At 35.0% G+C, this 26,123-nt stretch carries 15 protein-coding genes; 12 read left to right on the top strand and 3 right to left on the bottom strand.

Translation table 11 applies throughout. The features are described 5' to 3' along the window. Positions 1 to 184 precede the first annotated feature (184 nt). The 4 genes from ACKC83_RS15780 (at position 185) to ACKC83_RS15765 (ending at position 7,163) form a co-directional block, all read left to right on the top strand. Positions 185 to 1,672 (top strand): sulfatase family protein, encoded by a 1,488-nt coding sequence (locus ACKC83_RS15780; RefSeq protein WP_434036264.1) that lies wholly within the window; start codon positions 185 to 187, stop codon positions 1,670 to 1,672. A gap of 393 nt (positions 1,673 to 2,065) precedes the next feature. Beyond that, complete coding sequence (locus ACKC83_RS15775) at positions 2,066 to 3,520, top strand: sulfatase (RefSeq protein WP_434036263.1); 1,455 nt, start codon at positions 2,066 to 2,068, stop codon at positions 3,518 to 3,520. Positions 3,521 to 3,556: 36 nt separating this feature from the next. Then, positions 3,557 to 5,902 carry a glycoside hydrolase family 95 protein gene (locus ACKC83_RS15770; protein ID WP_434036262.1) on the top strand — a complete coding sequence of 782 codons (2,346 nt, stop codon included), beginning with the start codon at positions 3,557 to 3,559 and terminating at the stop codon, positions 5,900 to 5,902. 376 nt (positions 5,903 to 6,278) lie between these two features. Beyond that, entirely contained in the window at positions 6,279 to 7,163 is an 885-nt protein-coding gene (locus ACKC83_RS15765) for an alpha/beta hydrolase (RefSeq protein WP_434036261.1), read from the top strand. A gap of 89 nt (positions 7,164 to 7,252) precedes the next feature. Here the strand turns inward: ACKC83_RS15765 and ACKC83_RS15760 are convergent, their stop codons facing one another. Continuing rightward, positions 7,253 to 7,606 (bottom strand): DUF6686 family protein, encoded by a 354-nt coding sequence (locus tag ACKC83_RS15760; protein ID WP_434036260.1) that lies wholly within the window; start codon positions 7,604 to 7,606, stop codon positions 7,253 to 7,255. A gap of 163 nt (positions 7,607 to 7,769) precedes the next feature. Here ACKC83_RS15760 and ACKC83_RS15755 point away from each other — a divergent pair, with 163 nt between their 5' ends. Further along, the gene (locus ACKC83_RS15755) at positions 7,770 to 8,306 is read left to right on the top strand and encodes a flavodoxin (protein ID WP_434036259.1); all 537 of its coding nucleotides are present in this window, start codon (positions 7,770 to 7,772) and stop codon (positions 8,304 to 8,306) included. Between the two features lie 116 nt (positions 8,307 to 8,422). On the opposite strand, the gene ACKC83_RS15750 is transcribed toward ACKC83_RS15755, so the two are convergent. Further along, a complete protein-coding gene (locus ACKC83_RS15750) occupies positions 8,423 to 9,913 on the bottom strand; it encodes an acyl-CoA dehydrogenase family protein (protein ID WP_434036258.1) in 1,491 nt (496 codons plus the stop codon). Positions 9,914 to 10,258: 345 nt separating this feature from the next. Continuing rightward, the gene (locus ACKC83_RS15745) at positions 10,259 to 10,879 is read right to left on the bottom strand and encodes an RNA polymerase sigma factor (RefSeq protein ID WP_434036257.1); all 621 of its coding nucleotides are present in this window, start codon (positions 10,877 to 10,879) and stop codon (positions 10,259 to 10,261) included. 256 nt (positions 10,880 to 11,135) lie between these two features. Here ACKC83_RS15745 and ACKC83_RS15740 point away from each other — a divergent pair, with 256 nt between their 5' ends. The 7 genes from ACKC83_RS15740 to ACKC83_RS15710 all read left to right on the top strand — a co-directional run bounded on the left by ACKC83_RS15740 (position 11,136) and on the right by ACKC83_RS15710 (position 26,089). Next, positions 11,136 to 12,317, top strand: a complete 1,182-nt coding sequence (locus ACKC83_RS15740) for a FecR family protein (protein WP_434036256.1) — start codon at positions 11,136 to 11,138, stop codon at positions 12,315 to 12,317. A gap of 164 nt (positions 12,318 to 12,481) precedes the next feature. Then, entirely contained in the window at positions 12,482 to 15,769 is a 3,288-nt protein-coding gene (locus ACKC83_RS15735; RefSeq protein ID WP_434036255.1) for a SusC/RagA family TonB-linked outer membrane protein, read from the top strand. A 24-nt stretch (positions 15,770 to 15,793) separates the two neighbouring features. Next, on the top strand, positions 15,794 to 17,320 hold the full coding sequence (locus tag ACKC83_RS15730; protein WP_434036254.1) for a RagB/SusD family nutrient uptake outer membrane protein: 1,527 nt from the start codon (positions 15,794 to 15,796) through the stop codon (positions 17,318 to 17,320). Positions 17,321 to 17,459: 139 nt separating this feature from the next. Further along, a complete protein-coding gene (locus tag ACKC83_RS15725) occupies positions 17,460 to 19,109 on the top strand; it encodes a metallophosphoesterase (protein ID WP_434036253.1) in 1,650 nt (549 codons plus the stop codon). A 93-nt stretch (positions 19,110 to 19,202) separates the two neighbouring features. Then, complete coding sequence (locus ACKC83_RS15720) at positions 19,203 to 20,060, top strand: tetratricopeptide repeat protein (protein ID WP_434036252.1); 858 nt, start codon at positions 19,203 to 19,205, stop codon at positions 20,058 to 20,060. An 8-nt stretch (positions 20,061 to 20,068) separates the two neighbouring features. Further along, positions 20,069 to 24,052: a choice-of-anchor D domain-containing protein gene (locus tag ACKC83_RS15715; protein WP_434036251.1), complete on the top strand. Its 3,984-nt coding sequence runs from the start codon at positions 20,069 to 20,071 to the stop codon at positions 24,050 to 24,052. Between the two features lie 132 nt (positions 24,053 to 24,184). Further along, positions 24,185 to 26,089 (top strand): cytochrome-c peroxidase, encoded by a 1,905-nt coding sequence (locus ACKC83_RS15710; RefSeq protein ID WP_434036250.1) that lies wholly within the window; start codon positions 24,185 to 24,187, stop codon positions 26,087 to 26,089. The last annotated feature ends 34 nt before the right edge of the window (positions 26,090 to 26,123 follow it).

Below are 26,123 nucleotides of genomic sequence, written 5' to 3'. Positions count from 1 at the left end.
ATCGGTGTATTTGTAAGCTTATAGCCCCAAGTTGTGGATGTTATGGGCTTTTTTTATATATTTATCTTTTGCTTCCAACACGTCTAACGGTGTTGTTTTAAATAGTGTCCGAAAAGCCGCTTTTAACCACAGGTGCTTTTAAGGAAAAGATTATCGCATATCAACCCTAATACCTAATAACAATATGATTTTTAAAACTACGCTTAGCTTATGCTTAATGCTTGGCTACTTTGGCCTGCCATCTTCTTATGCGCAAAGTAAAACCGAACAGAAGCCCAACATTATTTTCTTTTTCTCGGACGATCAATCTTACGATACCCAAAAAGATTTTGGGAACAACAAAGTTAAAACACCAAATTTAGATGTGCTGGCAGAAAATGGAGTGGTCTTTAAACGGCATTATAATACAACCGCGATTTGCATGGCAAGTAGAGCTAATGTTATGACAGGACAATTGGAATATAAAACCGGGTGTAACTTCTCTCATGGTTCTTTAGGACCAAAACAATGGTCTAGCAGTTACCCGTTGTTGCTTAAACAAGCTGGCTATCGTGTGGGATTTGCAGGGAAATTTGGTTTCGCCGTTTCAGACAAACCTGAAAAATGGGAAATGGAAGGAGAGGTCGCCCAACACGATTTCGATTTTTGGGCAGGAGGTCCTGGACAAACCGAATATCAAACCATTAATAATCCGACAATCGCTAAATATGCCGAAAAATATCCGCATAGTTCACGTGCTTATGGTGCGGCAACTATCGATTTTATTAACGAGTCTGTAGATAAAGGCGAACCCTTTTGTATGAGTCTGTTTTTTAAAGCGCCACACAGGCCTATAGAGCCGGACCCGATGTTCGACGATATTTATAAAGATGTGGTTTTCGATAAATTACCAAATTATGGTAGAGAAGCGGGAGCACATTTGTCAAAACAATCTAAAATGGGAAGACAGTACCCAAGATTTGAAGAGTGGGGATACAGTCAAGACGATACCTATCAAGAGGCACTACGTAAGTACCATCAGCTAATTTATGGAGTAGATTATTCTATAGGTATGGTGTTAGCAGAGTTAAAAAAATTAAATATAGATGATAATACCATTATAATATTTTCGTCCGATAACGGTTATTTTAACGGCTCGCACGGACTAGGTTCTAAAGTTTTACCTTACGAAGAAGGCGCTAGAGTACCACTTATTATTGTAGATCCGAGACAAGAACATAAAGCGGAAACCACTACCGCAATAACAGGAAATGTAGATATTACAGCGACCATTTTAGATTATGCCGGCGTTGACATTCCAACTTTTTACGACGGTAAGAGTATGCGTCCGTTAATAGAAAATCCTAAAACTGAAATCCGATCTACACTTCCAATTATTCAAGTTTGGGGACCTCAAGCAACACATTGTTTAACAGTTATGGATAGCAGATTTAAGTATATTTATTGGTATTATAAAGATGAAAACAAAGATATCTATCCAACAGAAGAATTATTTGATATCGAAAATGATCCCTACGAATTGGTGAATCTGGCGAATCAGTCCGAATATAAATCTGAACTTGTTAAACTAAGAAAAGTGTATGATGAGCAATTAAATCACTGGAAAACCGAAGGCGTAAAATACAATGGTTATGAGAAATATAGCGAATTGTTTAAACGTACGATACAATAATAATGATTACTTCTAGATATTAGTTAAACGTCTTTCGTTTCGCTTGAGTAAACATTTTAAGAAAGCTTACAAAATTCAAAATATGGATTTTGTAAGCTTTTTTTATGTTTAAAAAGATAAAATTTTAAGTGAAAACCGCCACTTCAAAATTGGTGTTACACGGATTTTGTAAGAAAACTACATAAATTGGTTAGATATCGACATCACTTTTTATTTTTTTTGATAAATGTTCTTTGTAAAGGTGTTTAATTAAAACAATTAATTGAGATTACATATCTTTAAAATTCAAATCACTTTGCATATTCAGTGCATTGTTAGCGTATTAGCTTGGCTAAGCAGGGTTGTAACGGCGTAAATCTGCGCTTAAAAAACTAAAAAAGTAAACGAAGTTTTATGAAAATAATCAATATTAAACCTAGTGTACATGCTATTCTAGGACTATGTTTTTTAGCTGTTTTTACGTTGTTTTCATGTGCCGAAAAAGCGCCTTTACCTCCTAATATTTTATTTATCTCGGCAGACGATCTAAACATCGATATTGGTTGCTATGGAAGTGATCAGGTTGAGACACCAAATATAGATCGGCTTGCAAAAATGGGCGTTCGATTTAATAAGACTTATGCACAACAGCCACTTTGTGGTCCGAGTAGAGCCAGCGTTATGAGTGGCTTAAGACCAAATACGACGGGGTTTGTGCATCTTCGAGACGACTTGAGAAAACTTAAGCCTGATGTGGTAACACTCGGACAGTTTTTTAAAAATAAAGGCTATTATTCTGGGAGAGTTGGAAAGATATTTCATCATGGAAACCCAGGAGATATCGGTACCGATGGTCACGACGATCCGCTTACATGGGACGAGAAATTTAACCCAGTAGGTATAGATAAAATATATGAAGACAGCATTATTCGTTTTCCAGGTGGTACAACCGGAAAGAAAGGACGACTGGGTGTTTCCATGGCCTATTGGGATCCGGTTAGTGAAGACCATGAGCATACAGATGGTATGGTGGCCGATAGAGCTGTAGAGATGATACAGCAACATAAAGATCAACCCTTTTTTATCGCCGCAGGCTTTTTTAATCCGCATTGTCCTTACGTTGCACCTAAAAAATACTTCGACTTATATCCCATAGAAAACATAAGGATGCCTGATTTGGAGGAAGCCAAGCGCGACCTAGAAGATGTGCCGGCTATGGCCATACAACGCGATACCATAGGTTGGCCTTTTTATTACAATGTCACGGTAGACGAAGCTAAAAAATGTAAACAAGCCTATTATGCCAGTATTTCGTTTGTCGACGCCCAAGTAGGGAAACTTTTAGATGCTTTAGAAGACAACAATCTCCTTGAAAATACTATCGTCGTGTTCTGGTCAGATCACGGATATTTCTTGGGAGAAAAAGGATTATGGTACAAACGTAAAAACTTTGAACGCGCGTTACAAGTGCCATTAATACTAGCTGGATATGGTGTAAATGCACATAACAAAGTGGTGAATTCCCCTGTAGAGTTATTGGATATTTATCCCACTTTAGTCGATGCTTTAGGACATGAGGTTCCAACGGAATTAGACGGAAATAGTTTAGTGCCTTTCTTACAAGAATCCGATTACAAATGGGCGAAACCAGCGATATCTCAAGTATTTCACGATGAAAATGCGCAAGGTTATACCATTCGAACCAAAAGATGGCGCTATATAGAATGGAATGGTGGTGAGGCAGGTTCAGAATTGTACGATCATGCCAATGATCCGGACGAAAAGGTAAACCTTACTAATAATCCAGGCTATTTAAGTATTAAAAAACAATTGAGCGCAGAACTTAAGCCGTTTACAAAATATAACTAACTATAAATATTTAACCAACCTCTAAATTAATAAACCATGAAAGTAACAACTTTTCTATGTATTACCTTATTGCTATTTTGCTCGTGTTCCAATCCCGAAAAAGAACCCGGTTTTGAGTACAGCTTATGGTATAACCAGCCAGCTGTAGAGTGGGAGGAGGCTTTACCTGTAGGGAATGGACGCTTAGGAGCTATGATATTTGGGAATCCCAATACCGAACGTATACAGTTTAACGAAGAAAGCTTGTGGGCAGGAAGTAAAGTCGATAATAATAATCCAGAAGCATTAGAGCACCTAGACGATATTAGACAACTTATATTTGATGGGGAATTTAAAAAAGCCAGTGAAATGGCGTCAGATCACATGGTGGGTACGCCTCCAAAAGTGCGTTCTTACCAGACGTTTGGCGATTTAATGCTAGATTATCATTGGAAAAGCGATGCCAAAGATTATAAAAGAGCATTGAATTTACATTCAGGAATTGCCACAACTACGTTTAAAGTAGATGATAATGTTATAAAGCAAGAAGTTTTTGCATCGGCACCAGATAATGTGATAGTGGTGCGTATTTCGGCAACTCAGCCCTTTAATGTAGATGTTGCTTTAAAGCGTGAACGCGATGTAGAAATAAAATCCGAAGCGAATGGAACCATTAAAATGATAGGTCAAATTATTGATACTTTAAATCCAAAAGCAGGTCCGGCAGGAGCACATATGAAATTCGCTGCTACGGCTAAAGTAGAACATGAAGGTGGTAATTTAGAATCTAAAAACGAAGGCATAGCGTGTAACAAAGTCCAAACGCTAACCATTTACTTATCTGCTACAACAAACTATGATTTCGATACCTTAGATCTTGCAGAAGGCGTTAATCCGAGTCTAACATCTGAAAAGATTTTGAATACTATAAACGATAAATCTTTTGCCACTTTAAAAGCAGATCATATAAAAGATCACCGTAACATGTTCGATCGGGTATCCTTTTCATTAGGACAAGATACTTTAGCGACATTACCAACAGACGAGAGACTAAATCGTGTTAAGGACGGTGCTGTAGATAACGGTCTTATGGCTACTTATTTTCAATATGGGAGATACCTTCTTATGGGATCTTCGCGTAAACCAGGACAATTACCAGCCAACCTTCAAGGGGTTTGGAATAAGCATTATAATGCGCCCTGGAATGCAGATTTTCATACGAACATAAACCTGCAAATGAACTACTGGCCAGCAGAGGTTTGTAATCTTCCAGAAACCAGTTTACTTCTTGCTAATTTCATGGAGAAACTTACTGTTCCGGGTGGTGTAACGGCTCAGAAAATGTATGGTACAAAGGGGTGGACGTTGCATCATCTCACCGATGCATTTGGACGCACCGGAGTTGCCGATGGTGTTTGGGGCGTATCGCCACTTGCAGGACCTTGGATGACGTTTCCGTTATACAGGCATTACGAATTTACGGGAGACGAAGCGTACTTGCGTAACATTTATCCTGTGCTAAAAGGATCTGCAGAATTTATAGTCGATTTTTTAGTGGAATCTCCAGAAGGATATCTAGTAACAAACCCATCTCATTCGCCAGAAAACGCCTTTTTTATTCCTGGAAGTGATAATAAAGAACGTTCAGTTTTAACGTATGGCGCTACTATTGATATTCAGATTATAAATGAGTTATTTGATATAATTACCGAATCGTCTCAAATATTGGATACCGATCATGAGTTTTCACAACAGATTGAAACCCTCAGAAAAAAACTACCAAAAGTACAAATTGGAGCAAATGGGACTATCCAAGAATGGATTGAAGATTTTGAAGAAGTTAATGTCGGGCATAGGCACATGTCTCATTTACTTGGTTTGTATCCGCTAGCACAAATTACGGCAGATACACCAGAACTTTTTGAGGCGGCTCAAAAAACCATTCAACGACGATTAGGAAATGGTGGGGCACATACCGGTTGGAGTCGCGCTTGGATTATAAATTTCTATGCACGATTACAGAATGGAGAAAAGGCTCATGAAAATATTCAAGCCTTACTTGCCAAATCGACGTTGACCAATTTATTTGATAGTCATCCGCCATTTCAAATCGATGGTAATTTTGGAGGCACATCTGGAATGGCAGAAATGCTATTGCAATCGCATAATGAAACGCTGCGATTATTACCAGCACTGCCAAAAGCTTGGAGCGAAGGGCACATAACAGGTCTTAAAGCTAGAGGCGATATTGAATGTGATATCACTTGGAACAATGGGAAACTGACAAAAGCTGTATTCTATTCTGAAGCAGGCGGATCGAAAAAAGTGGTATACGGCTCGGAGCAATTTACAATAGAGCTTACACCTGGAGAAGCCTATGTTTTCGAAGGGAATAAACACTAATAAACTTTAAATAATCGCATTTTATAAGAGATACTGCTAAATCCATAGGCAAATGTTAGAGTACATTAAAAACTGTCATGATATCGGTTTTTAGTTTACTTCATTTTTTGATTAGTGAAACCTATTTTTAGTATTTTAAGTCAAGCTTTTATTTTTAAAGAGGCTTCGTTCAGAGTATGTAGTGTTTAATTTATCAGGCGCATTTAATAAAATTGTGTCTAAATTAGTGGCGTTCAACTCCTTTATCGCTTTAAAGATTCAAGGTTAGGCTGTAAGATATTAATTCAGAAATAGAACATTAAAACAAGATTGTATGATAATAAAAAACCACCGTAATATTCAGACCAATTGTCTCGTTTTTTTATTAAGTTTAGGCATGTCAATATCATTATTTAGTCAGAAGGTAAAAACAATACCGCTTTGGAATTCTAAAATTCCGAATGCCATTAGTAATCAGAATTATGTAGAGTCCCCAATTTATGAGGGTGAGATTCTTACAAGAACGTCGCAAGTGGTTACACCAACACTCACCGTGTTTTCGCCTAAAAAAGGCACTAAAAACGGAACTGCAGTTGTTATTTTCCCCGGTGGTGGCTATCAGCATTTAGCCATGAATAAAGAAGGACTTAAAGTTGGAGCATGGCTGAGTAGTTTGGGAGTTACGGCTTTCGTTTTAAAATATCGTTTACCGAGTGATGCGATTATGACGGATAAAACGATTGGTCCATTACAAGATGCGCAAGAAGCCATGCGTTATATTAGGAGGCATGCCACCGACTATAAATTGGATGTGAACAAAATTGGTGTCTTAGGATTTTCGGCGGGAGGACATTTGGCCGCAACGCTTTCTACACATTATACAGATGTTGTGTATGAGTCTGATGCGATAAGCGCGAAACCTGATTTTTCGATCTTAATTTACCCTGTGATTTCAATGACAGATGAGCTGACGCATAACGGATCTCGCTTACATTTATTGGGTGAATCTCCTACCAAAGATATGATAACTTATTACTCTAATGAATTGCAAGTCAATGAAGCTACGCCTCCAACATTTTTGGTGCATGCCACAAACGATAAATCCGTGCCCGTAGAGAATAGTGTTCATTATTATTTAGCATTAAAAGAGCATGAGATTGATACAGAAATGCATCTGTTTGAAAAGGGAGGTCATGGTTTTGGGTTAAGTAAAGACGATATACATTTGCATTGGAAGCGTAATTGCGAAAATTGGTTGAAAGCTCATAAGCTTATAGAATAAGGCATAAATACTCTACTTTTCCTTGATTTAGCTCGTAAATGGTTTAGCACTACAAGTAGTTCGTTTTTTAATCAAAAATAGCAAGGCTGTTAATTCTTAATAAAGTCGTAGTCGACATCGGATGCGCTAATGAATTGAAAGGGTTCTTGTTCTTTAAAGAATACCAAACGTTTTAATTCGTTTAATTCTGTAGGATTCAACATTAAAAAAAGGTTAGGTTGCTCGGTTGGGATGGGAATTTTCCTTTTTATTTTATTATCACAGTTGGTGTTATGCCAATGGTTTACATCTATCTTGTCTATAAATGCACCAAAATAGGCGAATTCCATTTCTGTGAGTTCTAAGTAAAAGTGACCAAACGTTAAATGATACACCATACACGATTCGCATGATACTAGAAATCCGTTTTTGGTCTGGTTCAAGACCTTTGCTTTATGGCACATACTATTAGAATGATTTGATTTTCGTTATAATACCCTTTTTAGGAATACTGAAATAAACACTTCAAAAATAGTAAAACTTATTTAGACTTAATAAAAATAATAAGTATATTTGGATTTATAAATAGCTAATAACGCAGATTTAATTTGCACTAATCTAGGATTTATGATGGAAGAAATAGGCTTATTTTATGGATCGGATACCGGAATAACCGATGATGTGACTAAAGATTTAATTACGTTTTGGGACGATAATAATTTGAATGTTATGGAAGTGGGAGACGCTACAGTAGCGGATTTTGAAACTTACGATAAACTTATTCTGGGCTTACCAACGTGGTACGACGGCGATTTACAAAGTGATTGGGAAGATTTTTTCGATGATTTTAAAACCATTGATTTTACAAATAAAACCGTGGCTATTTACGGACTAGGCGATCAAATTGGATACGGAGAGTTTTTTGTAGATGGTATTGGAATACTCGCTAAAGTGGTTTTAGAACATGGCGGTAAAGTGATTGGTTTTTGGCCTACGGCTGGTTATACGCATACAGAATCTGTGGCAACTATTGAAGACAACGACGATTTGTTTTATGGTTTGGCATTAGATCATGATAACGAATCTCAGCTTACCGATGAACGCTTGAAAACGTGGATAGCACAAATAAAGACCGAGTTTGAAACGACCAAAATGGCTTCTTAATCCTTTACATACACTAATTCTTAAATAGGAATAAAAAGAGCAAACGTATAGAACTAATCGATTTGATTAATGCTATACGCTTGCTAAAAACATGCTATGCTTTTAATCTTTCTCGACTAGATAAAGTTATACCACTCACTATTTTCGTTATAATCTTCGATTTGTATTACTGTGTTTTTCGAATTAAACGCGTTAATTAAATTGGAAACATCTAGCTTTAATAATTCGATACAGTTAGCAGTTAAATCTTGTCTAAAGCCTTTTTCTTGCATTTCTAGGACAAAATTAAGAGATATAATTCTAGAAAAAACTTTTCCTAAATCAATCATTTTTCTTTGTTTTAAATCTGTGTCCACATTAAAATTTATATACTCTTTGAAGTACGCAAAGGATTTTGATGTAAGTTCATACTCTTTTAAGAAGTTGTAGATGTTAAACTCCTTTTTACGTTTCATTAGTTTAAATAACATTTCGGTAATTTGAGTATAGAGCATTTCGTTCGAGCCTTCAAAAATCTGAAATGCTCTACTATCCATTATGCCTCGTCCGCCAATATTTTCCATTTTAAAACCTTTCGATCCGGATAATTGGGTTAAGGTTTGTGCTGCTTCCTGCATAAGATCGGTTACGTAAGCCTTCATGGTATTGGCTTCTATACCGCTATTCGCTAAATCATTTTCAATACCACTATTCGTACTGCTTCTAAAGCACATAGCAGAAGCAATAGTATAAGCACTTTGTATGGTAGAAATCTGATATTTAACCTGATCTAATTCTAATAATTTTTTTCCGCCAACAATACGTTCATTACAATATGTTATAGATTCGTCTAGCATTCTTTTTATAAAACCTAAAGCCATACCAGGAAACTGCATTCTGCTTCGGTGTAAAATATCTAGCATCATTTTAACGCCAGAACTATGTGGTTCTAATTTGAACTGTAAAGGAATCTGTACATCTACTTTATTTCTTCCATAAGGAATCATATAAAGTCCTAAGTTATCGTAATACTCTTCAACTACAATTTGCTGCTTAGGTTCGCTCACATCGCATATAAAAAAATCGATATCTCTATTTAAATTTCCATTTGCATTTTTACCACGAGATGTAATAAGCCAATAATCGGCCATTCCCGTTAAACCTTGCCAATGTTTGGTTCCTTTAACATTATATAAATCGCCTACTTTTTCGTTGTAGGTTTGCATGCCGAGTGCATCACTACCAAAATCAGGTTCGGTAATCATTAAACCACCCATATTTTGTTTTTCTAGAAAGCGTTTAAATATATTTTCCTTTACCGCAGGATTGGCATATTTGGCTACCGGTTCTAAAAATAAAGCGATATTAATACCAAAGGTTAGCGATAAGGGTAAAGATTCGTAAGAGGCCGCAGATAACATTCTTAGACATTCATCGACTTTAACGCCTCGTCCGCCATGAGCTTCAGGTATAGCAACAGATAATGGCGATTTCGCCATTATATCTCTTAAGGCTACAGGAGGTAAACTGCGTTCTTTGCTAAATTGATGAATATCATAGCGCTGATGAAAAACATCTTTTAAAGTCGTTTTAAAGTCTTTTATATATTCTGAAAATTCTATATGCATGTTAATTTTTATTTGAAGTACTTATAAATGGGGATTTATACTATATTTTATGTAATGATAATTAGAATAATTCTAAATAATATAAATATATAGTTTTTTTTCAACATTGAGTGTACGATTTACGAGTTAAACCAAGTATGGACTATAAGTTAATGGTTTAGGGGCTTTAGTTCGTTTATTATCGGAGCAGGTTTAGTTTCTTAGTTTGAAAAGAATAATGGTACTACCATTTCAAAATAGGCATACGTCGGCGTTATCACGAAATATCCATTTACAATCTGGGAAGCAAGATGATTTGCTTGTATTTAACTCATTCTAATTAGCGATGTGAAGCAGCTGTGTGCTTCATTTTATTAGTCCAACAAGAATGAGAATTTCTAGGAAAATTTTAAATGATTTAGAACTTGTTCCTATAAATGCTTTAGTTTGATCTTGAATAAGACTAAGCACCTTTTTGTAATGGGTTCTTACAATTTTTTCACTGACCCCATAGGTTTTAGAAGTTTCTTTTACGGAAAAATTAAGTTCCCATATATTTTTAAAAATTTCTTGGGTGAGTATGGGGAAGTTTACCAAGACACGATCTATCATGTCTAACATATCTTTTACTTGGATATCTTCAATAATGTGTTGGTAACTATCTTCATTTTCAATAGTGTCTAATACGAATTCGTGGCCTGAAAATTTTGAAGCCGAGGTTCGTAAGTAATCCAGCATTCTGTAAGTAAAGTAATGGATTAGATATTTTCTGGCGACTCCAAATTCATCGGTTTTAATCGTATGAGGTTTAGACCAAAATATAACCCAGAAATTTTGTACAATATCTTCGGCAAGATCTCTGTTTCCAGTCCGCTTCGTGGCCCAGTTTAATAATAATTTGGCATACTTGTCATAAAAGACTTTAAAAGCTATTTCGTCTTTATTATCATAAATGGCATTTAGTAAATCCTGATCTGAACGATGCATTTTGTTGGGAGTGCTTTGTAGCTACAAACTTAATATGTTTTTGTCTTCGGAAATTTGATAGTTAGATTACTAAAATGTTATCAAAGTACATGTGAAAATCGAGTTTTTAATCCTTTTTGGTTAAAATGAAATTTTAATAAACTGAATACCAGTTAGTTGTTTTAGTTAACGTTTTGTTAATCACTTTGGAGGGAAAAAAAAGTGTCCGCGAAACGATATATAGATGAATGCCTAAAAGCACTGAACTCTTATATAAATGAAGAACACTAATAAAAGAAAATGGTTAGAACTAATTTGGGTAACTAAATTATTAGAACGCTATTTTAACGACAGTGCTACCGAAAAAGAAAAGCATATGGTCGATCGTTGGACCGCCGATAACATGGAGGTGCCCTCAACTAAATCTTATGAACCCGACGAAACTACAGAAAGGATTTGGCAACATATAGTTACAGAACTTCACTTAAAGCCTCAGGCTTCTAAAAAGAAACTATTTCAATTAAACCTATATGCGGTTGCGGCCTCAGTTGTATTACTTGTTTCTGCAACTTTTATGCTTATGCAGCATCCTGACACATCCGTAATAAAAGCGCCTGTAGATAGTATAGTGAATTCAGAATCTATTCCTGCGGGGACAGATAAGGCTATTTTAACTTTAGAGGACGGAACTGATGTGGTTTTAACAGATAAAACCCATTACAAAACAAATGCTGTAGAAAGTAATGGCGAAAAAATAGTATACAATACATCAGCAGTTGATGACGCTTCCGCCAGTATCCAAATTAAATATAATTATTTAACGGTGCCTAGGGGAGGTCAGTATTTTGTAAAACTAGCAGACGGATCTCAGGTATGGTTAAATTCAGAATCTAAGTTAAAATTCCCTACGGCATTTATCGCTGGTAAAACTCGTGAAGTGGAGCTCGTATATGGTGAAGCTTATTTTGATATTTCTCCGAGTCGTAAACATGCCGGAGCAGCATTTAAAGTCAATAATCAAAATCAAAGTGTTCAGGTTGTAGGTACCGAATTTAATATTAAAGCTTATAAAGAAGAATCTAAAATTTACACCACGCTAGTGGAAGGAAAAGTGGTAGTCGATTCTAAAGACCATCACGGAAAATTAATCCCAAATCAGAAGCTAACACTAGACTTATTAAATAATAATGTCACAATTAATAATGTCGATGTCCAATCTGAAATATCATGGCGAGACGGCATCTTTAGCTTTAAAGGAGACACTTTAAAAGATATCATGAAAATTATATCGAGATGGTATGATGTCGATGTTCAGTTTGAAAATCAAAATCTTGAAAACATCAGGTTTAATGGTGTATTAGCAAAAAATCAGGACCTCAAACAAATATTAGAAACAATTAAAAACCTAAGTATAATTAAAAGCTACCATTTACATGACAAAACCCTCATTTTAAAATAGAAAAAAGTAAAGGGAATTAAGTTAAGACCGTGCAAAGTAGAAACTGTATTCCCTTTTTAATCACTAATCAATTAAAAAATTTTAATCAATTAATTATCAAATTTATGAAAATTAAATTAAACAGTAATCTCTTTTGTTTTATAAAGAGACTGATGCGTAACATTATGAGAACATTACTTTTTTTATATGTTTCAGTCATTTTTGGATTTACTCCAATTAATGTGCTCTCTCAAAATCCAGAAATCTATATTGAATCCGAAAGTACTTTAACGGTAGATGAGGTGCTTGAGCTAATTATGAAGCAGACAGATTATAAGTTCATTTATCAAGAAAGTTTATTTAAAGATTTTCCAAAAGTTAATGTTAAAAAGGGAATACAACCCGCAAATGATTTATTAAACAAAAGCTTATCTAATGGAGATTTCGAAATCAAGTTAGAAGCCAATAACACTGTAGTTGTTAAAAAGAACACCAAAAAGAGAAAACAACAACAGATTATTATTTCTGGAGAAGTTTTAGATGAAGTCAATATGCCTTTACCAGGAGCAAGTGTTGTTGAAAAAGGGACTAGCAATGGTGTAACTACAGATATTGATGGGAAATTTACTTTTAGTGTAACTAATGATACGAGTACAATATTAGTTTCCTATTTAGGCTATTCTACTAAAGAAATAACATTAAGTGGGGAGACTAATCTTTCTATTAAATTAGACGTCGATGCTGCGGGCTTAGACGAAATTGTAGTTGTAGGTTATGGTAGAAAAAAGAAATCAGAACTGTCTTCTTCCGTTTCAATTATTTCAGAAGAAGAAATACAAAGTTCGGTAAGCTCGACAAGTATACAAGATGTTTTACAAGGACGTGTTCCAGGAATGCAAGTTTCTGGTAGTAGTGGAGATCCGGGCGTAAGTGCATCTATGGTCATCCAGGGTATGGGGTCTTTAGAAGCGAATAGTTCCCCTCTAACCGTTGTCGATGGTATTATTGGAGGGCAATACGACCCTAAAGATGTAAAATCTATTTCTATTTTAAGAGATGCTGCGGCAACTGGTCTTTACGGATCTCGTGCCGCCAACGGCGTTATTGTTATCACAACTAAAGATGGTAAAGCTGGAGAATTTAAAGTGTCTGTGAATAGTACATTTGGACCGACTTCTAACTGGGACGATAGAGTCGAAGTTTATGATGCCGAAGGGTTATATAACCAGTGGAGCACAGGAATGGAAAACCTATATAATTTAAGAGTGTCTGAGGGTAATCCAGATTTTACGAGTAAAACCTTCGAAGAATATAGAAATAGTGTCGTGCCTGAAAGTGCATTAGATTACACGTCCGATTGGACGGATTTATTATTAAGAACGGGATTCTTAAACCAGACGCAGGTATCTATGTCAGGAGGTTCAGAGAGAACTACATTTTATTTTAGTGGTTCTTTTAATGAAGAGGAAGGCGTGGCATTAGATACGTACAATAATCAATATAATTTTAGAGGAAATTTAAGTCATAAAATTTCTGATAAGTTAAAAACGAATATTAGAATGACTGCTCAATATGGTGAGAAGTCAGAGTTTAATTGGCCGAGTCCTTACACGCAAGCCTATCAAAATGTGCCTTTAGATGCCGCTTATATGCCTGATGGCGTTACACCAACTCCTGCAATGGATTTAGAACAAGTTCCAGTTTGGTATCGTGGTACAGGAGTTAACTATATGATGGAAAGAGAAGAATCTGAGAATAGTAAGAAATATTGGGGAGCAACCTTAATGTTCGAATTGGATTACGAAATCACAGATTGGGCAAGATTTAATACATCGAATAGAGTAGAACTAAATGGTTCCGACCATTCTAAATCATATTCTAATATGACCTGGGTTGGATATAATTACGATGGATACATGGAATGGATTTATTCTTATGGTCTGGGCGTTATTACTTCTAACACCTTACACTTAAATAAAAGTTTTGGAAATCATAATCTAAATGGAATTTTAGGTCAGGAATACAATTACGATCAATCGCGATTTGTGAATGCGGTTGGAACTGGTATTGTTGGAGATATGACAGCGTTAAGTTCGGTAGGTAGTGCCAGGTCTGTTGGAGGCGATTTAGACGAAACAGGTTTCCTTTCTTATTTTGCTCAGCTGGATTACGATTATAAAAATAAATATTATTTAGTAGGATCATTTCGTAGGGATGCATCTTCTGTATTTGGAGAAAAAGACCGTTGGGGTACATTTTACTCTATTGGAGGGAGTTGGATGATTAATAAAGAGAACATTCTAAGTAATTCTAAATCTTGGCTTAATCTTTTAAAACTTAGACTAAGTTACGGTACAACAGGAAACGCGAATATAGAATCTTATTTATCTATGGGAACGTATTCTTTCACATCGTCATCTAGTTATAATGGAGGTGCTGGTGCGTGGCCCTCTAGACTTCCCAATCCAGATTTAACATGGGAAACAGCTCGTAAATTAAATTTAGGTATCGATGTTAGTGTGTTTGACCGTGTATCTTTAGAAGTGAATTTTTATAACCGTATAAATGATGATTTATTACAATCTGTACCATTAGAAGCGACAACAGGTTTTACAAGTCAGGTTCGTAATATTGGATCTATTCAAAATCAAGGAATTGATTTGTCTTTAACCACAACTAATATTGAAGGTGAATTCTCATGGAAATCTAATTTCAATTTTAATATTAATAGAAATGAAGTCTTAGAGTTAGACGGTGGAGAAGATATTATCGATAACGGCATGATTATTAGAGAAGGACATTCGTTAAGAAGTTTTTACCTTCCTGAATATCAGGGTGTAGATTCTCAAACCGGAGCGCCAATTTATACAAGATGGGAAGATGCCGAAGGCAATAAAATTAATGGAAACGATACCGATTCTCCTGCCGTAGTAACCACTACCAATTATCAATCGGAGGCGAGTTATATTACAACATCTTCGGCTTATCCGAAAATGACAGGTGGTTTTGCAAATTATTTCAAATACAAAAACTTTCATTTAAACATTCTAACAAATTTCGCCATCGGACAAACCGTTTACAACTATGTAGATTGGAATGCGAGTGATTTTAATACAAACAGATTTAAACTTACCGATTGGCAAGATTTAACCCGATGGGAAAATCCTGGTGATAATGCCGATATACCACAATTAATGTATGGCGATATTTATAATTTTAGTGGGACCTCTTCTTTCTACCTTGAAGACGCTAGTTATTTAAAAATTCAGAAAGTAAGCATAGGATATACGTTTCCAAAAACCTTCTTGGGCGTGTTTAAAGACTTTACAATTAATGCTTCTGTCGAGAATTTAGCCATTATTACGGGCTACTCTTTTGGAGATTCGGATGTTAGTTTTGAAAATCCTTATACCGATTCTAGCAGATTTAGACCAACAAGAAAATTTTTACTTAATCTGAACTTTAGTTTCTAATACAAAATAATAAAATATAGTATCATGAGAATTTTTAAAATATTTATAATCAGTGTATTTGCTGTGTTTTTAGGTGCATGTTCTGAAAGTGACATAGATTTTGAACCTATAAATCAAATTACAACAGAACAAGTTACGAGCTCCTTAGAATTACTTGAAAATGCCGTGGTAGGGAATTATGCATTTTTAAGTTTAGCAGATGGTAAGTATGGCTACGATAGAACACGTTATGATGTTACAGAATATATGAGCGACGATGTGATATTAAACCAATGGAGTGGTAATCATTTCTCGTATTCATTAACTTATCAGCCCACTTCAGCCTCAGAGCGTTCACAAGACTTTTGGCAGTATTCGTATCGCGCGATATATTCTATTAATGTGGCCAATGAAGGCCTTGATAATCTAACAGATTTATCTTCAGAAGATCAGCTAAAAAGAGATCAGTTAAAAGGAGAAAATATGTTTTTGCGTGCCATGTTTTATTTTGATCTGGTTCGCGTTTACGGAAGACCGTATTCTCACGATAGTCCAGAAACAAATTTAGGGGTTATTTTATGCGAAACGTCTACAGACAACGAAGGTCTTTCTCGATCATCTGTAAAGGAAACGTATGAATTTATAGAACGTGATTTACTAGAGGCAGCAAGCCTTTTGGTAGAACAAAAAGGAAATGTATACGTGTCTAAAGAAGTGGTTTTAGCGGCACTTTCTAGATTGTATTTATTTATGGAAGACAATACTAAAGCAATTGAGTATGCAGATAATGTGATTAATTCAGGACGGTACCAACTATTAAATTCTTCTGTTTTTCCAAGATCTAATCGTTTAGAACCGCAATCTAATTCTGAAACGATTTTTGCAGTAAGACGATTAGAAACTGAAAATGTAGGTCGATATATGATGGGCGGAATGATGCATGGTGATGGAGGATATGGCCAAATAATGGTATCGTCTTCATACATGGATTTATTGTTTAAGAACCCAAATGATTTGAGAATTAATTTTATTGATGCTCAATTTGAATTGGACTCCGATGGTAATAAAATTCCAGATCCTGAAAATAAATACTACGGTTATAAGGTTGTAGAAAGCTCTAGTATTCCTCAATATTGGACTCAGAAACTCACGTATCAGAACGATGTGCCGATGTTGCATTCTCCAGTTTATTTTAGACTGGCAGAAATGTATTTAATAAAGGCAGAAGCTTATGCTAAATTAGGTCAAGACGATCTGGCTTTAGATATGGTAAATATAATTAGAGCGCGTGCAGGGCTAGATGGAGAGCAGTTATTTAGTACAGCTAATTTGCAAAATTACGATTCTGTTTTAGATATCGTTTTAGACGAGGCGCGTTTAGAGTTTGCTCACGAGGCACACCGTACACATGATGTATTTAGAAATAAGAAAACTATGGATAGAAGCTACATGTCATGGCAAGGTTGGTCTGGACCAAGTGCTATCCCTTTTACATCTAACCGGATTCTGCACCAAATTCCAGAGGTGGAAATGCTGAAAAATGATAATCTTATTCAGAATCCTTCATTCTAAGATTAACCGTTTTGTATATATAATTTGCACGTTTTTTTTAATACATAAAAAAGGCGTGCAAATAATTACAAATGCCTATAAATAGCGAAATAAACTGCAGAATTAAAAGTATTTATAGTCCAATTAACACCTAGAAATTATGATTAAAAAAAGTGTGCTAATAGTAATAATGCTGTTTAGTGTCTATTCCTTTTCACAAACGTCTGAAACAGAAATTATAAGAACGAGTGCTTCTCATGATTCTGATACGATAGGAGTTTCAGAACATTCAACTTCAGTTGTAGTTGTTAGAGGACCTTATATCCAGAATGGAACACCTACAAGTGTGATTCTAAAATGGAGGACAGATAAAGCCACAGAATCTGTTGTACATTATGGAACAACACCAGATGCATTACAGGAAAGCGTAACGCAAGCCGATTTAAAAATGGATCATGAGATCACCTTAACAGGGTTAGAGCCTATGACCAAATATTATTTTAATGTTGGTAATAAAAAGGAAGTTTTATCCGAAAGCGTTAACGGCGATATGTATGTCGTTACTTCGCCTATCGCAGGAACAAGTCAATTTGTTCGTGCATGGATTATAGGCGATCCTGGAACTGCAAATGATAATCAAAGACAAGTAAGGGATGCATATTATAACTATGTTGAACTGGATACTGTGCATGAAGATAAAACGGATCTGTTATTGTTTTTAGGAGATAATGCTTACAATACGGGAACAGATTTAGAATATCAAAATGCATTTTTTAATGTATATAACGATATATTTAAAAAAGTGGTTTCATGGTCTTGTTTAGGAAATCACGATGGCGAGTCTTCTGATTCTAAAACGCAATCCGGACCTTATTTCGATATATTTAGTTTTCCTACTAAAGGGGAAGCAGGAGGAACCGCTTCCGGAACAGAGGCCTATTACTCGTTCGATTATGCTAATATTCATTTTATCATTTTAGACTCTCATCATTCCAGTCGTGAAGTAGGAGGTAGCCAATACAATTGGGCTAAGACAGATATTCAGAATACCACACAAGATTGGATTGTTACTTTATTCCATCATCCAGCTTATTCTAAAGGATCGCACGATTCTGATTACGAAGGACGTCTTATTGATATGCGTGAAAACATAATGCCCATGTTAGAAGCTAACGGGGTAGATCTAGTTTTAAATGGACATAGTCATTCTTACGAGCGTTCTTATTTTTTAAATGGTCATCATGGGTTTTCTAATACATTCAATTCAGACGAGATTAATAAAGGAGGACATACAGTTGGAAAAACGGGATATGGAGATGGTAAACCAAATGGAGATGGTGCTTACACAAAAGCTATCGACGCTGCCGTGGGGACCGTTTACATTACTACCGGTTCTGCAGGACAAGTGTCTGGAGGAGATTTAAATCACCAAGCGATGTTTGTGTCTTTAAATGAATTAGGATCCTGTGTAATGGAGATTGAAAATGATGGTAAAGGTGGTCAAAATTTGAACCTAAAGTTTTTAAGAGAAACAGGTGAGATAGATGATTATTTTACTATAAACAAGACGGATATATTACTTGAACAAAATGACAAAAGCTCTGTTTTAATACCTATAAATGATATGCTAAATCTTAAAATATCGGACGATGAACGCCTTAAAAAAGTGGAGTTTTATAATAATCTTGGTAAAAAAGTGAAAAAGACTAAAGATGAATCTGTAAATGTAAGTGATTTAATTAGTGGTACTTATGTAGTGAAAATTAAAACAAATAAAAAAACAGTTTACAAATCTGTTCTGATCGATTAAAGAGCTTAGACGTTATGCTTAATATAAAATTTAGTTAGATAACAATATCTATTTAAAGTAAAAACAGATCAAAAAAAACTACAACACATTATTATGATTAGTAATAGAAATAAGTGTTTACATTTCCTTCTTAAAAGAAATTTAGCACTACTTACATGTTTACTTCTTTCCTTACAAGTCTTGGCACATGGAGATTTATCGGTGCGGATAGAAAATAAAACACAAGAGATATTAAAAGAACCAGACAATTTTAAATTGTATCACGAACGTGGTATGTTATACCAGCAACATATAGAATACGATAAAGCTATAGACGATTATTTGAAATCTGAGGCTTTAGGAAATACACAAAAAGTCTTAAAATATCATATGGCTGAAGTGTATTATCTCACCGAAAATTATAGTGAAGCTTTAACACATATTACGGCTTGTTTGGACAAGGAAAGTACCGATGTGAAATCGAAAAAGTTAGAGGCTCAAATATTATTTAATTTAAAGGCATATAAGCAATCATTAGTCGCTTACCAATATGTTATGAATACTATGGAAGATCTTCGTCCAGAAGATATAATTGAGTACACCGATATTATTCTTGCAGAAAACAATAAAAATTATGATGATGCTTTAAAGGCTATTGAATTCGGATTAAAACAGTTGGGAGCAAATACCTTATCACTTCAACTCAAAAAGCTAGATTATTTAAAAGCCTCTAATGCTTTAGAACAAGCCATACAGCAGTACGATTACTTCATTCTTGAATATACTAGAAAAGAATTTTGGTATTTCAAAAAAGCTCAATATTTAGTAGAGCATAATAAAAATCAAGAAGCTATAATTTCATTAAAATTAGCAACCATGTCTATACAGCAATTGGATGCTAAATTTAAAAATATGGCTTCAATACTTGAATTAAAAGAAGATATAAAAAACTTAGAAGAATCAATTAATTAAAAGAAATTATGATTAAAAAATATACATTAATGATGATGATGGTACTGTTATCAGTATGTTCATTTTCACAAACCATTACCTTAGATATTCCAATTAGTTCCAGTGGCGGTTCTGCCGAAGAAGCTTTCAGCGACGATGGCTATGTAAGTACGTCGAGCTCCGATTTAGAATTTTATCATGATGGTGCTACAGAACAAATAATAGGTCTGTATTTTGACAGTATAGACATACCAAATAATGCCATCATTACAAATGCATATATACAATTTGAAGTCGATGAGGAAGGTGCAGGAGATGTCACTGTAAGTATTACTGCCGATGCTAGTGATAACGCTACACCTCTTGGTGCAAATGGAGATTTCGGTTTGTCGGTAAGACCATCTACAGCGTCAACCGTAAATTGGGCTATACCAAGTTGGGTAGGGCAAAAAGGAAATATTTCAGAAGACCAAAGAACACCAAATATTAGCAGTATAATTACAGAAATTACGTCTAGAAGTGGTTGGTCTGCTGGAAATAGTATGGCTTTTTTGTTTTCTGGAGTTTCAAGAACAGATGGCGCGTGGCGAGAAGCTTCAAGTCATGCATCAGGCACACCTAAGCTTCATGTAGAGTATACGCTAGTGCCTTCAGAAATTAATATTTCGAAAATCGATGTATCTATTAGTTCTCAGGGTGGTTCTGCAGAAGAAGCGTACGGAGGTAGTGGATACGTTAGTACTATTAGTTCTGACTTAGAATTATATTATGATGGCTCTACCGAACAAGTTATTGGTCTTCATTTTGAAAATATTGAGCTTCCAAAAGATGCATCCATTACAAATGCTTATATACAATTTGAAGTCGATGAAAACGGTGCAGGAGATGTAACAGTAAATATTAAAGGAGATGCTAGTGATAACGCTACTTATCTTGGAACTAACGGGAACTTTGGTCTTTCGGGCAGAGCTACAACCAATGCTAATATTATTTGGGACATACCAAGTTGGGAAGGGCAAAAAGGCCAGGCCACAGTCAACCAAAGAACTCCAGATATTAGTCCTATACTTACAGAGATTACATCCAGAAATGGTTGGTCTGTCGGTAATAATATGGCATTCATTTTTAGTGGGATTTCAAGATCTGAGGGCGCCTGGAGAGAGGCCTCAAGCTTTTCAAACGGTAAACCTTCTATACATATAGAATATGTTACTCCTCCTAATGAAATAGATGTAACAGGTAATAATAAATCTATAATTAATGGAGATACGACGCCTAATATTTCAAATTATACACAATTTCCAAATGGAGGGATTAATCAGTCCCTTACCAGAACATATAGCATTAAAAACGTTGGTAAAGCAGATTTAAATTTAACAGGAAATCCATTGGTTTCAATTAGTGGAGACGCGGAGTTTACCGTATTAAAACAGCCAAGTTCTTCAGTTATAAAAGAAGGAGAATCTGTAGAATTTGTTATCAAGTATGCTCCAACTTCTGCCGAAACAAATCAAGCTACAGTTAAGATCGCAAATGATGATTCTGATGAAAGTGCCTATACTTTTAATATTCAGGGCACCGGAGAAATTGCAGTCATTGCATTAGATATTTTGGGAAATTCGACATCTATAGTAAACGGAGATTCGACACCCGATAGCTTAGATCATACAGATTTTGGGGAGGTCTATACGTATATAGGTGAAACCCAAAATTATACTATAAAAAATACAGGTAATAGTATGATTACCATATCTTCAATTCAAAGTAGTAATTCAGATTTTATTATAAACAGCAGTGACAGTACAGTTAATGTTGGAGAATCAATATCTTTCGGAGTTACATTAATTCCAACAACTTTAAACCACTACGCATCTACCATTTCAATTAGTAGTAATGTGCCTGGTGAAAATGCGTTTACATTTAATGTCCATGGACAAGGAACGGACCCTGTTTTTCCTTCAGAAATTAAAGAAGGTGATGCTTGGTTTTATTTAAGTAACGGTGGCGATCAAGGCACAGCATGGAGAACTTTAACTTTTGATCAAAGTAACTGGGTAGAGGCTGTAACCGAAATTGGTTACGGTGATGGTGATGAAGTTACAAATATTGGCCAGCCAGAATCGCCAAGACCAATTACTACATATTTTAGAAAATTTATAGATATCCCAGATGTTTCTATGTTTAACAGTATCGATTTAGAAGCAGTTAGAGACGACGGTATTGTTGTTTATATTAATGATGTTGAGGTTTGGAGAGATAATATGCCAGAAGAGGGGCCAATTACTTATAATGATGTCGCTTTAACTGGGATTAGTGGTTCAGATGAAAGTGTTTGGAACTATCGCAGTGTTTCGTCTTCGGCTTTAAAAAATGGTGTAAACATTATTGCTGTAGAAATACATCAAGAGGATGCTATGAGTTCTGATATTAGTTTTGATTTTAAATTGGTGCCAAGCGAAAATGCTGTTTCAGCACCACCAACTCTTGTAGAAAGAGGGCCTTATTTACAAAGCGGATCGCCAACAAGTGTGGTTGTAAAGTGGAGAACCGATGTAGAAACCGCATCTGTTGTAAATTATGGAACTGAATTGGATAATTTGTATCTGAACGAAACAAACGCGATTTTAACCACGGAACACGAGGTTAAATTAACAGGACTAGAACCAAATACAAAGTACTATTTCAATATTGCAAATCAATCCGTTGTTGTGGCCGAAAGTGTTACAGGGGAAATGTTTGTAAAAACAGCGCCTGTTGCGGGTACAGATCAATTTGTGCGTGCATGGATTTTAGGGGATGCAGGAACGGGAAGCGTTAATCAACGGAATGTAAGGGATGCTTATTATAATTATGTGTCTCAAACTGCAACTCATGCAGACCAAACAGATATGATGTTGTTTTTAGGAGATAATGCGTATAGTAATGGAACCGATGCCGAACATCAGTCCTACTTTTTTGATGTGTATGATGATATGCTGAAAAAATCTGTAGCTTGGTCTTGTTTAGGGAATCATGATGGTTATACTTCAGATTTGCAGACACAGTCAGGACCTTATTATGATATATTCACCTTCCCTACAGCAGGAGAAGCAGGAGGAATTGCTTCTGGAACAGAGGCGTATTATTCTTTTGATTATGCTAACATCCATTTTATAGTATTAGATTCTCATCAATCTAGTCGTGAGGTAGGAGGTAGTCAGTATAATTGGGCTTTAACCGATATTCAGAATACCACACAAGATTGGATAGTTGCCTTATTCCATCACCCAGCTTACTCTAAAGGATCACATGATTCTGATTATGAAGGGCGATTGATTGATATGCGAGAAAATTTTATGCCAATATTAGAAGCTAATGGTGTAGATCTTGTTTTAAACGGACATAGCCACTCTTACGAACGCTCTTATTTTATAAATGGTCATCAAGGATTCTCTAATACTTTTAATCCTAATGACATTACAAATGGCGGACATACAGTAGGGCAGAATGGAATTGGAGACGGTAAAACCGATAGTGATGGAGCTTACAAAAAAGCAATAGATGCTGCAGAGGGAACGGTATATATAACTACAGGATCTGCAGGACAAATCTCAGGAGGAGATTTAAATCATCAAGCGATGTCTGTATCCTTAAATCAACTTGGTTCTTGTGTTATGGAAATTGAAGATGATGGTAATGGCGGACAAAATCTTAATGTAAAGTTTATTAGAGATAATGGAGATATTGATGACTACTTCACTATTAATAAAACAGGAGTAACACTTGAGATAGGTGAAGAAGAATCTTTCGAAAAAAGTATAAAAATATTCCCTGTTCCAGCTAATGAGTTACTTAATATTAAAATGAATCCAGCTGAAAAATTAGAGTTAGCAAAAATATATAATAGTATAGGAGAGCTAATTTTGGAAACTAATCGTGAAACAATTAATGTTAGCAAATTGGCTACAGGGATGTACGTCATAGAAATTAAAAGTGATAAAAACACTTATTACAAATCGATTATTATCGAATAAACACCTTGCTTAGTTTAATGTTAAAGCCTCAATAGAATACCCTTTTTGTTTATTCTTATTGGGGTTTTAAACATTATTTACCGTGAGAAAAGAGGTTTAAAAATAATAATTATTAAACTAAAATAGTTGAAAATGAAAAAAGGAAGTCTTTTAGTGCTAACTATTGTGATTTGTTTTATACTGTTATCTGGGAAAAATAGTGAGAGGCCTTACCAATCAATTATGGTTACGAAAAAGGTAGAGGAATCTTATCAAATAAATTTTTTAAATTTTCAGAAAGAAGTAGATAAGTTAGAGAGCCTTACGACGTTTGAAAGGAGTAAAGATGTATTTCTTTCTATTAAAAAGCAAGTTTTAACCACCCGATTAGCCTATAAAGAAATTGAGTTTATTTTTGATTATTATCAGACACCATATAACGGGACATTTATTAATGGCGCACCTTTACCTAAAATAAGTGAATATTTTGATGAAGGGAATGTTATAGCACCTAGTGGTTTACAAGCTTTAGATGAAGCCGTTTATGAAGATTATAGTTTAGAGAATTTTAATCATATTAAAGTATTAGCTAAAGACCTTAAGGTACACGTAGATCATGTTTCAGAAATTCATTTGCCTATTAGGTTAAAGTCCAGTCAAATAATAGAGTGTATAAGATCAGGGCTTGTCAGAGTTTTTACCCTAGGCGTTACAGGTTTTGATACCCCAGGATCGGTAAATGGAATCACCGAGAGTTATATTAGTTTTAAAAGAATGAGAAAAACATTCATGACGTTTGAAGCAGGAATATATCCCGAGGCAAGGCCAAAATTTAAATCTATTGTCAACCTATTTTTAGAAGGAGAAGACCTATTAAAATCTAATGATAATTTTAATGAATTTAACAGACTAACATTTTTAAAACATATTATAAACCCATTATATGCAGAATTATTAGAATTTCAGAATTTAAATAATATAAGGTTAGAACCGTATAAAAAGCATGCACAAAACTATCAAGCAAAAAACCTATTTGATATCGATTTTCTGAATACTAATTTTTACTCAGAGTTAGTTTATTTGCCGTTAGACAACGATAAAACCATTTATTTAGGAAAATTGTTGTTTGAAGATCCTCAATTATCTGGTAATCATAAAATGTCGTGTTTAAGCTGTCATAATCCCAAGAAAGGATTTAGTGATGGCCTACCAAAAAGCTTGTCTAATAAGGAAGGTTTCACCACATTAAGAAATTCGCCTAGTTTATTAAATGTCGGCTACTCTACGCGATACTTTTGGGATATGCGTGCTTCTAATCTTGAAACGCAAGTTGGACATGTTATAAATAATAAGCTTGAATTCAATACAGATTTTGATGCAATTATTGAGAAACTAAATAAAGATTCTAAATATTTAAAGCTGTTTAAAGACGCTTATGCAGGAATTAGTGAAAAAGATATTAATCAAAGATCAATAAGTAATGCTATTGCGGCTTATGTAAATTCTTTAAAATCATTCAATAGTACATTTGACAAATATGTACGTAACGAAATTGAAGATTACCCGCAGAGTGCTAAACGAGGATTTAATTTGTTTATGGGAAAAGGAGCTTGCGGTAGTTGTCATTTTGCGCCTGTATTTAATGGATCTGTACCACCTTTTTATTTAGATTCAGAATCTGAAGTATTAGGGATTACTCAAGGTTTTGATTCTATCAATCCGAAGCTGGATTTAGATCTGGGAAGAATAGCTAATGGTATTCAAATAGATAAATTCTCTCATTTCAAAAATTCATTTAAAACGGTTTCTGTTAGAAACGTAGCTTTAACAGCACCCTATATGCATAATGGATCATTTAAAACATTAGAAGATGTTTTAGAATTCTATAATTTAGGTGGTGGCGCAGGCATGGGATTGGATATTGACAATCAAACCCTGTCTAAAGAGCCATTGCTCTTATCAAAACAAGAAATTAAAGATATAATTGCTTTTCTAAAAACCCTTACGGATCCTACAGGATTTGTAGTTGAGAAAAAAGGATCATTTATTTCTCACTAAATCTATTTTTTTGTTTTAAGACGCTTATGTTTTA

The sequence above is a fragment of the Formosa bonchosmolovskayae genome, assembly GCF_051016085.1.
GTDB lineage: Bacteria > Bacteroidota > Bacteroidia > Flavobacteriales > Flavobacteriaceae > Formosa.
This window is presented reverse-complemented; position numbering and strand designations above follow the sequence as displayed.

What these genes read in the sequence shown, in the direction of transcription:
- ACKC83_RS15780 (WP_434036264.1), top strand. Translation starts at nt 185, where the DNA reads ATGATTTTTAAAACTACGCTTAGCTTATGCTTAATGCTTGGCTACTTT.
- ACKC83_RS15775 (WP_434036263.1), top strand. Translation starts at nt 2,066, where the DNA reads ATGAAAATAATCAATATTAAACCTAGTGTACATGCTATTCTAGGACTA.
- ACKC83_RS15770 (WP_434036262.1), top strand. Translation starts at nt 3,557, where the DNA reads ATGAAAGTAACAACTTTTCTATGTATTACCTTATTGCTATTTTGCTCG.
- ACKC83_RS15765 (WP_434036261.1), top strand. Translation starts at nt 6,279, where the DNA reads ATGTCAATATCATTATTTAGTCAGAAGGTAAAAACAATACCGCTTTGG.
- ACKC83_RS15760 (WP_434036260.1), bottom strand. Translation starts at nt 7,606, where the DNA reads ATGTGCCATAAAGCAAAGGTCTTGAACCAGACCAAAAACGGATTTCTA.
- ACKC83_RS15755 (WP_434036259.1), top strand. Translation starts at nt 7,770, where the DNA reads ATGATGGAAGAAATAGGCTTATTTTATGGATCGGATACCGGAATAACC.
- ACKC83_RS15750 (WP_434036258.1), bottom strand. Translation starts at nt 9,913, where the DNA reads ATGCATATAGAATTTTCAGAATATATAAAAGACTTTAAAACGACTTTA.
- ACKC83_RS15745 (WP_434036257.1), bottom strand. Translation starts at nt 10,879, where the DNA reads ATGCATCGTTCAGATCAGGATTTACTAAATGCCATTTATGATAATAAA.
- ACKC83_RS15740 (WP_434036256.1), top strand. Translation starts at nt 11,136, where the DNA reads ATGAAGAACACTAATAAAAGAAAATGGTTAGAACTAATTTGGGTAACT.
- ACKC83_RS15735 (WP_434036255.1), top strand. Translation starts at nt 12,482, where the DNA reads ATGAGAACATTACTTTTTTTATATGTTTCAGTCATTTTTGGATTTACT.
- ACKC83_RS15730 (WP_434036254.1), top strand. Translation starts at nt 15,794, where the DNA reads ATGAGAATTTTTAAAATATTTATAATCAGTGTATTTGCTGTGTTTTTA.
- ACKC83_RS15725 (WP_434036253.1), top strand. Translation starts at nt 17,460, where the DNA reads ATGATTAAAAAAAGTGTGCTAATAGTAATAATGCTGTTTAGTGTCTAT.
- ACKC83_RS15720 (WP_434036252.1), top strand. Translation starts at nt 19,203, where the DNA reads ATGATTAGTAATAGAAATAAGTGTTTACATTTCCTTCTTAAAAGAAAT.
- ACKC83_RS15715 (WP_434036251.1), top strand. Translation starts at nt 20,069, where the DNA reads ATGATTAAAAAATATACATTAATGATGATGATGGTACTGTTATCAGTA.
- ACKC83_RS15710 (WP_434036250.1), top strand. Translation starts at nt 24,185, where the DNA reads ATGAAAAAAGGAAGTCTTTTAGTGCTAACTATTGTGATTTGTTTTATA.